8 protein-coding genes are annotated in these 9,445 nt (G+C 42.2%); 6 read left to right on the top strand and 2 right to left on the bottom strand.

Annotation, left to right across the window (positions count from 1 at the left end; all coding sequences use genetic code 11):
* Positions 1–202: 202 nt before the first annotated feature.
* A complete protein-coding gene (locus tag AB4558_RS20105; protein ID WP_372159049.1) occupies positions 203–1,054 on the top strand; it encodes a hypothetical protein in 852 nt (283 codons plus the stop codon).
* 104 nt (positions 1,055–1,158) lie between these two features.
* Entirely contained in the window at positions 1,159–1,605 is a 447-nt protein-coding gene (locus tag AB4558_RS20100; protein WP_372159047.1) for a hypothetical protein, read from the top strand.
* 141 nt (positions 1,606–1,746) lie between these two features.
* On the opposite strand, the gene AB4558_RS20095 is transcribed toward AB4558_RS20100, so the two are convergent.
* Positions 1,747–2,580 (bottom strand): RecX family transcriptional regulator, encoded by an 834-nt coding sequence (locus AB4558_RS20095; RefSeq protein ID WP_372159046.1) that lies wholly within the window; start codon positions 2,578–2,580, stop codon positions 1,747–1,749.
* A gap of 219 nt (positions 2,581–2,799) precedes the next feature.
* Entirely contained in the window at positions 2,800–4,404 is a 1,605-nt protein-coding gene (locus AB4558_RS20090; RefSeq protein WP_372159045.1) for a mechanosensitive ion channel family protein, read from the bottom strand.
* Between the two features lie 251 nt (positions 4,405–4,655).
* Between AB4558_RS20090 and AB4558_RS20085 the strand changes: the two genes are divergently transcribed.
* From AB4558_RS20085 to AB4558_RS20070, 4 genes are all read left to right on the top strand, one after another.
* Positions 4,656–4,904, top strand: coding sequence for a hypothetical protein (locus AB4558_RS20085; protein ID WP_017062732.1), 249 nt, complete (start codon positions 4,656–4,658; stop codon positions 4,902–4,904).
* 921 nt (positions 4,905–5,825) lie between these two features.
* Positions 5,826–7,889, top strand: a complete 2,064-nt coding sequence (locus AB4558_RS20080; protein ID WP_372159050.1) for a protein-disulfide reductase DsbD family protein — start codon at positions 5,826–5,828, stop codon at positions 7,887–7,889.
* Positions 7,890–7,892: 3 nt separating this feature from the next.
* Positions 7,893–8,462 carry a protein disulfide oxidoreductase gene (locus AB4558_RS20075; RefSeq protein ID WP_017064333.1) on the top strand — a complete coding sequence of 190 codons (570 nt, stop codon included), beginning with the start codon at positions 7,893–7,895 and terminating at the stop codon, positions 8,460–8,462.
* A 127-nt stretch (positions 8,463–8,589) separates the two neighbouring features.
* Complete coding sequence (locus AB4558_RS20070; protein WP_372074927.1) at positions 8,590–9,309, top strand: DsbA family protein; 720 nt, start codon at positions 8,590–8,592, stop codon at positions 9,307–9,309.
* The last annotated feature ends 136 nt before the right edge of the window (positions 9,310–9,445 follow it).

Here is a 9,445-nt window from a genome sequence, read left to right as displayed (position 1 = left end):
CCAATTAGGAAACAAAGCCGAAGGAGTGTCGAAGTAAGCTTTTTAAGAATTATGCGTCATTTTGCAATTAAATGCCTAATATCTATCGATAACCCATTGATTATATGTTTTAACTATGATTTAAAGGGCTACATGATAGGAGTATGAAAAGCGGCTAAAAGCCGTATAAAAAGCGTTATGTCACAAGAGGAAATAATAAAGTATGTTGGCTAAAAATCTTATTATCTCAGCAATGGAAGATACTGATACCTTCTTCTATGATGAAGTTGAGCTTACTATGAAGTATGAATTAGATTGTAGTGACCTAGGAATAGCAGCTGTTCGTAGTGATGGCAATCAAGCGCGAATATACTTTTCTAATGATTTATGTAATTTTGAAATTGATAACGTAGAACGGCTTCTGTTCGTTTTATTTATCGTTTCACATGAAATCGCACATTTTATTAGCTTTCACCACATGCATAATGACAAAGAAAAATTAGATAGTGTATCTATTGAATCTCGTGCTGATTTTTTTGGCGCACAAATAGCTTTAACACTGATGACTTTTGGTAAAAGTATCCATGGTTTACTGAAAAAATATAATCTAAATAATGAAATAGAACCTAAAACTATAATCAATGCTATTTTTTCTCTAAATGATCAAGTGCTTGTTAATAATACAAGTTTACGTTACCCGACAAGCCAATATCGAGTGCTCTCAATGTTAGCAGCGTGTATAGCTTTCTTTTCAGTGTACTCAACTGAGAATGAACAAAAGTTTGATATATGGTTCCTTGCAGAGTTAAGCAAAAGTGAAAATCTAGCGAGACTTCCGTTGATTGATGATCATGAAGATACAATAAATACTATTAGTTTGCGTTTAGAAGAGATTCATAAAAAACTTCAGTGGGGAAATCCAGTTAGTGTTGGAGGTATAAAATTTGAATATGCACCATATCTGACAACCAATTACATACTACCCGATGAATTTATCTCTAAACAAAAAAAATATGGTAAAGAGCGATTTTCCCAGCTTTTTAATGAGGCATTCGGTATTAACTTCGAGAAGTGACATACAAGTTGTTCAACAGGGACAAAAAACGCGTGCTATTTTCCGCTTCGCTACAAAGTATGGCACACTAAGTTTTTTAGGCGTTAGGTGAATAAGGAAAGTTCGTGAAAGGTACGGGATATAAAATTCTAAGTAAACTTGAAAAATCGGGTGAGTTAACATTAGCTGAAATAGCCGAGTTAATTCCCAAAACGCATAATGATCATAAGGATTTTTATGTGTTTGCATCTCTTGTTTCTAGTGGGCTGGTCGACGATTTTTATCAAGTGAATGAAAACGGCAGTAAAACTATGCAAAAAGAACAGATTTTGGCTAGGAAGTTCTTCGCCTGTAGCACTGCTACGACTAAAGCTGAGTATGAAAACCTTAGTTGGTCGGCTCCCAGTTCTTCTTTGAAAGACCAACCATTTGCACTGTCGGGCAAAGGAAGTTTGTTGTTGTCAGAGGCTCGCACCAAAAGAAGTGACCGTATTTTTACTCTAATTTCAGGTATGTTGGTAGGAACCTTGGTCGCTTTAATTGGAGCATTTGTTCGCAGTAGCTTTGGGTAATCGCCATACAAGCGTTTAAGGTTTAAAGATACTTTATCTAATCTTAGATAAATGCGTTAGAGTCATTAATCTAACGCATTTATGTCCAATAGTTACTTAGGACAAACCAACATACTACAATAGGAAATTTTTCCGGCTTAGTTATTCGTTACCTTCACTCAATGCAAATTTGATCTCGTCAGAAGAGAACCCCTTTCGACTTAGCATCGCGTAAGCCTTAGAGCGTTCTTTATGATCGTTTAGGTCATAAGACTTCTTCTGCAACTGTTCTAAACACGAAGAATAGAAATCTAGCTGCTCTTCATTAATCAATCGGTCGATGAGCGATGACAGCTCACTTGTGTCGATTTGTCGTTGTCTAAGTTCTTGCTGAATGGCAGTCAGTCCCTTGCCTTTACGAGCGTACTTGAGCACCTCTTTTTCCAAGTCGGCTTTCTCGGCCTTAATTTGAATGTTACTTTTCAGTTGATGCGCTTGTGGGTGCTGGTCAATCGCTACCTTAACTTGTTGATAGCTAAAGCCACGCTTTTGCAGGGTCGCGACTAGCTTTTCACGGCTCATAGTAAAGCTTGAGTAATAGTGGTTGATTCGTTCTATCAGGATGGTTTGTTCATCAATAGACTTTTCGAAGGACACCTTATGAATCGCATCAGAAATCATAGAGTCCGTCAGACCCTTCTTCTTCAGTTTTTCGACAATATATCGAGAACCAAATTCACCAGAAAAAGCTTGTTCCACGAATTGTTCTGCAAACACTTGGTCAGACTTGAGATACCCAAAGCCTTTCAGAGTCCCTAAAGTTTCATCGATCCATTCTTGATTGTCGGTTTTCACTTTGAGCTTCGCAACCAACTCACTTTCCGTCATATCCCTCTGAGTTAAATGCCACATCGCAGAGTTCATAACACTTTCAATTCGCGTCGCTTTTCTTACCGTTGTATTTCTACTATTCGTTTTTTGCTGTGAATCATCCATTCGCTTTCAACTGTCCAGATTGAGCCTACCCCATCATAACTTAATTCTAAGATGGGTGGAGTGACATAAAGAATGAGGCTCAATATAAACGACAGCCAAAAAAAATGGACGCTTATTCAGCGTCCATTTGATATCACATTAAGAATGATGGCTCGAAGCCACACTTAGCTTTTACGTAATCGCTCTTTTCGAAATTGCTTCTCGTACTAGCTCTTTCGCTTAGTTCTCTTCGTGATTGTAAATATGTACATCTCGTTGAGGGAATGGAATCGTGATGCCTTCTTCATCGAAGCGTTTCTTCACGGTTTCCGTCACATCCCAATACACATCCCAGTAGTCATCAGTCTTAACCCAAGGCCTTACGACAAAATCTACAGAAGACGTATTCAAGGTATGAAGCTTGATCATATGCTCTGGTTTTTTCAACACTAGAGGGTGCGCAACAATGATGTCGTTCAATACCGCTTTCGCTTTATCGATATCATCTGAGTAACCAATACCGAAAACCATATCAACACGTCGCACACGCTCTGCCGTGATGTTGTTGATCACGTCACCCCAGATTTTGTTGTTTGGGATCACCAAGCGTTGGTTATCGATAGTTTGAACGGTCGTCGACACTAAGCTCATATCTTTTACCGTGCCTTGCACGCCCGCCACTTTAACCATGTCGCCCACATCATAAGGACGGTAGATCAAGATCATCAAGCCAGAAGCAAAATTAGATAGCGTATCTTGCAATGCGAAACCAATGATCACACCGGCAACACCGAAACCTGTTAGTAGTGGTGCTAGCTCTATCCCTATTTGCGACAGCGCGATAAGCAAACCAATAAACACGACCGCTTTAGATGCGATTGATACAAAGAAGTCCTGCATCAATACACTAAAGTCCATTTTCGAATGCGAAACGCTCTTACGAACGGTTTTGCGTGCGACGTTTGACAGCAAACGAGTCACATACAAAATACCCAAGAACAGAGCCAGTTTGACAATGAATGAAGGGGTATTTTCAAAAGCCCATGAACTGAACGAACGAAGCCAACCATCCAACAACTCAAGCGCAACATCAACATCCAATACATCGGCGTTAATATCTCCCGTCGTTGCCAGCAACACTCGCTTGTAAGAAGTCACGTCGACGCCAAACGGTTCCATTATTGTGATGGTTTCTTCTAAGCTCGCGACCATAACGCTAGTGCGCTCGCTGAAACGTTCAAGCTCCTTTTTAATCGTCGCTTTCTCTTCTTCATTCACAAAAGACAAACGCGCTTCTAGATCTTGTCGCTGTGTGTCTGTGTAAAGAATGGCATTTGTCAGGTATTTAGAACGAGCAATTAACGCCGTTTTAAGTTCACCTTCAGGAACAGCAACATCAACACCACGCTCTTTCGACCAATTTAAGGTCTTAGCAAGCTGCTGATAATAGACATCCATCATTCCGATTCGTTTTTGAATACGCAATTCAAGGCGCTTTTTAGCGTCACCCTCAGCGGAACGGTTTTCTTTACTCATTGAAACGATTTTAATTTCATTCAATGACAGCAATTTTTGCAGTAGTTCAACCTGCTGAGCAAGAGTGACATCCAACCCTTCTTTTTTATCTGACGATAGCTGTGAAAAAATCTCTTCGCGTAGGCCCTGATTCTTACGCCTTAATATATCTTCAAGAAAGGGTTTCTCAGCATCATGCGCCGTTTCTAATGTTGCCAGATCGAGCATTAACTGATCTTGTACTTCTGCGATTTTCTCAACGCTCTGCGCATAACTTCCAAATGCGACAAACGCCAACATTAACAATAGACAACGCCAAACCTTCATCATATTAATTCCTATCACTGTCTAAATTGACCCTATAAATAGTAGTAAAAAGAATATGGATAACAAGCATTTAAACGTATGTTATGTTAAAAATTCGCAAATTATCAGCCTGCTTCTAATATTTGAGAGTTCCAATCCCCTCTTATGACCTGTAGAGTACGCATCCAACAAAGAACAACAGCCAATATCTTCATTCGAGCACAGCACTAAAGCGCCCTAAATACGATGTTGGCTCACAGCAAGAGAGCATAAAAATGAACAACGAACTTGATATTATTGAGTCTCTAGAAGAACTAGAGCAATTCCTAATTTCAGTGGAAGCTGGCGGTTTAGGCCTTGAAGGCGTTGAAGGTGTAGGCATGGCAACCAATAATTCAGATGGTCGTCACTTCGTTGCTGTATTCAATAGCAGCCATAAAGTTCTGCTTGCTCGCTGGATCACCAAAGAGGTGTTTGATAACGGTAAAGACTTGGTACGTAACGGCCCTCGCCGCACTCACTAAGCCTTTCCAATAGCACCAATGATTAAAGCCCAACACGTTCACTGACGATCTGTTGGGCTTTTTTGTATCGCCTGTCCCGTCCTGATAGTTAATAAACCACTCAATACAGAATAATTAGCGATAACTTTCAGTTGTTGTGAACTTTAGCTACAGCTCAATGTCGTATTCGCGTGAATTGGTGTTTATGCGTCTTTTATCGTGTATCTGCCGTTTCCCGCATTTATACATAGTTTCACTTTAACCATTTTATGACTTGTGGCACGAAGAGAACTTATCTAAGCTAACCACAATTCAATGAGCTTGCTTTAACGACTAACAGATTTGATTACTGACTAATTTGCTGAACACATCGCTACTTTTCTTATCCACACAGAACCGCCGACAAAAGCATTCGCTTTGGGCGCTCTTCCTTACCGGACTGGTTATCGTAACTTGTCTGGCGAGCACTCTGGCCGTCAAGAAAGTATCGTTATCTGCATCCGCTAATGGCCAATCAGTCCTAGTTGGCACACAAACTCATACAGAAACCAGTAATCCCCAAACCAACATCGCTTCTTCAGAAAAAATGGCTGCTCTATACGCCAGCGTTTTCGGCTTAGAAGCCTCAAAAATGTTAACGTCCCCCAATTCAAATTCATGCAGCCTAAGTTCGAAAATGCTGACCTTTGCCGCCCCAAAAACCGGCTGGCTGATCCCATTCGTACTTATTATTGCTGTTGCGTTTAACTTACCTCCTCACATCTCGAGATTATCTAGAGACAATCATCGCTCTACTCGACCGACAAAACACCGATTGCATCTAAAGCACTGTATATTTAGAGAGTAAATAACCGGGCTACTACACCCTTTTATTTATTTTTTGGAGATACATTTGTGTACAACACACTACTAACTAAGTCTGTCGATTCATTGGCATTCTCTATGCGTACATGCGCGAAAACCTTAGTCACTGCCCTTTTGGTTATGACGTCATTTACCGCCTTGGCACAGACAACGGGCTGGCTTAGTGTGCCTGAGCATCCGCCTGTTAAAATGCGAATGATGTCGACGGGTGAACAGTCGGATGACGGCTCTAAGATCCAAACCGTGCTCGATGTCGTGCTCGACGGCGACTGGAAAACCTATTGGCGCAGCCCAGGCGAAGGTGGCATTCCGCCAAGCTGGGACTGGTCTGGTTCAACAAACATTGAGTCAGTAGAGTGGCACTGGCCGATACCTAAATACTACGAGCAGCTTGACGTCATGACGTTAGGCTACAAAAAACATGTCAGCTTTCCTGTCACTTTATCCCTGAAAGACAACACGAAGCCTGCGATATTCAGGGCATCGTTTACCTTTCCGTCGTGTACCAATATCTGTGTGTTAACCGATTACGATATCGAACTGCCGATTGACCCACAAACTTTAGCGCTCGATGAAGAAGCGATGTTCTTGTTCAACCAAGGCATGAGCCAATCTCCACGAGAAGCTAATCGCACTTCAGTCAATGGTCTATTTTGGGACAAGAGCAAGCAGCAACTGGTTACTCAGCTGACAAGTAAAAATGGCTGGGATAAGCCGATGGTGTTGATTGACGGGCAAGAAGTGATTGATGACTTCTTCTCTCAACCAAGCGTCCACATCACAGACAATACAATGACGGCCGTATTTGATGTGAGCAACTGGATAGGTGAAGTCGACTTAACGGACCGTAACGTGAGTGTCACCGTTTCAGACACTAATTTCGCCGAAGAGATGACGGCCAAAGTTGGCTCAGAACCGATCGCTTACCAAACAAGCAACAACGGCTTTTTGGCGATGATAGGCTTCGCTTTAATTGGTGGTTTGATCCTCAACATCATGCCATGTGTGTTGCCAGTCTTAGGAATGAAATTAAACAGCATCATTCAAAACCAAGGTGCATCTAATCGTCATATTCGACTCTCATTCTTAGCTTCTGCTTCAGGTGTCATTACATCATTTGCGCTGTTAGCCCTAGGTATGACCACTCTAAAAATGGGTGGTAATGCAATTGGCTGGGGAATCCAGTTCCAAAATATTTGGTTCATCGGGTTCATGCTGATCATCACTTTGCTGTTTTCGATTAACCTGCTTGGGTTATTCGAATTCAGACTACCATCAGGTTTAAACACCTGGATGGCAACCAAAGGCGATGACTCACATTCAGGCCACTTTGTTCAAGGCATGTTTGCAACGCTGTTAGCAACGCCGTGTAGCGCGCCATTCCTAGGAACCGCTGTCGCGTATGCACTTGGAGCAAGCTACCAAGAGTTATGGGCTATCTTCATCACGCTTGGTATCGGTATGAGTGCGCCTTGGTTGATCTTTGCGCTATTCCCAAGCCTAACCAAATTGCTTCCAAAGCCTGGGGCGTGGATGTTCAAAGTTAAGCTGGTATTTGGCTTAATGATGTTCATTACCAGCCTATGGCTAACAAGCCTCCTTAGCCCATTCATTGGTAAATTCCCAACTATCCTGCTGTCGCTATTTATCGTGATTTCAGTATTGATTTGGATTGGCCGTAAGTTGGGTCGCAAGGTGCTTATTCCTATCGTCGCAACCACAACCTTGGTGTTTGGTGCTGCATTGATCGTCGGTAGTGTCACCGCTGATAACTGGGCGACTCCGATTGTTGACGATCTCGCTTGGCAAAAGCTGGATGCGAAGCAAATCCCTCAGGTCGTTGATGAAGGCAAAACGGTGTTTGTTGATGTGACTGCTGATTGGTGTATCACTTGTAAAGCCAACAAGATCGGCGTCATCCTTCAAGACCCTGTCTACAGTCACCTACAGCAAGAAGACATTGTTTTGATGAAAGGTGATTGGACAACACCAAGTGAAAGTGTCACTCAATACTTACAAAGTAATGGGCGATTTGGTGTGCCATTTAATATCGTCTACGGCCCGAGCTATAAAAGCGGTATTCCACTGCCTGTCATTCTCAACAGTGACACTGTCGTTCAAGCCATCGACGCTGCGAGATAACTGATGAAGACTCCCAACAATGAAGATAAATCTAGCACGATTGAAGACGACGCTGTAAAGGGTGAGGCCAAAAAGCCAAGTCGTCTTAAGAAGTGGGGAAAGGAACTGGTTTCAATGATATTGATCGTTGGCGTGGTTTCATTTGCCATGGACTTTTATCACAGCAGAAGCATGCCTCAGGGCGATGCGATTCCAATTGTGGGTCAATCGCTCCAAGGCGAAGATATTGATGTTATCGAGCTAAGCAAAAATGGTAAGCCAGTCATTGTCTATTTTTGGGCGACTTGGTGTGGTGCCTGCAAATTTGTAAGCCCGACGGTTAATAGCTTCAGTGATTCCCATCAGGTGGTTTCGGTCGCTCTATCGTCTGGTCCAGACGAACGTGTCCAGCGCTACTTGGATGCAAAAGAGTATGACTTCCCTGTTATCAATGATCTTTCTGGGTCAATCAGCAGAAGTTGGGGCGTTAATGTCACGCCGAGTATTGTCATCATCAAAGATGGAAAGATTAGCAGTATCGCAACCGGCGTTACATCCCCTATCGGCCTGTGGTTAAGAACCTACTTTGCCTAAATCGCTCACAAAGAAAAACAGAGCAAAGCTAAGTAAATAAACCGACTCAGCCAGTTTAACAAACAATATTAATGTGAGCGCAACCTAATAAGCGCTCACGATTATCACGAATTAGAGAAAAGACAATATGAAAAAGCATCTGATAAGCGCACTGATTTTAGGCTCATTAATGAGTACTAATGCCTTCGCAGAATTAAACAAAGAACAAACTCAACAACTTGAAGAAATTAATCAATTCCTGAAGGAAAACCCATCGACGATCTCTGGATTGCATACCAGTTTAGAGCAGTACGTAGCAGGTCAAGAGCAAGCGAAGAAAGCCCAAGCGGAAAGCCATGATTGGTTATACAACAATGACGCTCACCCGATCCTTGGCAATCCAGATGGTAAATCGGTCATCATTAACTTTACCGACTATAACTGCCCTTACTGTAAGCGCTTGGAAAAAGGCTTGGTTCAATTAGCCTCTGAAAACAGCGACATTAAAGTGATCAACGTGTACTTATCGTTTAAGCAGCAACAGGTTTCGGGGCTAGACACCAACGCGGCGCTATACGCGATGAAAGTATGGAAAGATAACCCAGAAGCATTCCCTGAAGTTGATAGATTGCTGATGGCGAAAAGCGGTATTCACTCGAAAAGCTCACTAGAAGCCGTTGCCAAGAAGACGGGAACAGAGGCGGAACTAAAAACAACTCAAGAACAAAACCAGGTTCTAACCACTAACCATCAAACGTTCAGTGCACTCGGCTTAACGGGCACTCCAACCATGATGATGAACGGAAATGTTTTACCAGGATATGTGCCTTATGACCGATTAAAAGAGATCGTGGACGACGCTTTTTAATCGACTGTAGATAGAGATAAAAATTCGAAAGAGAAGTGAATAAAAAGCCGACCTGCGTAACTCACAGTCGGCTTTTGATGAGCTTAAGGTAATGTTTTCAATATTATTTTTGAAACAGAAAAGCAGTCGAAGTGTC

Source organism: Vibrio sp. 10N.222.51.C5, assembly GCF_041474575.1.
Taxonomy (GTDB): domain Bacteria; phylum Pseudomonadota; class Gammaproteobacteria; order Enterobacterales; family Vibrionaceae; genus Vibrio; species Vibrio crassostreae_C.
Note: the sequence above shows the minus strand (reverse complement) of the source record. Positions and strands in the feature narration are given on the sequence as shown.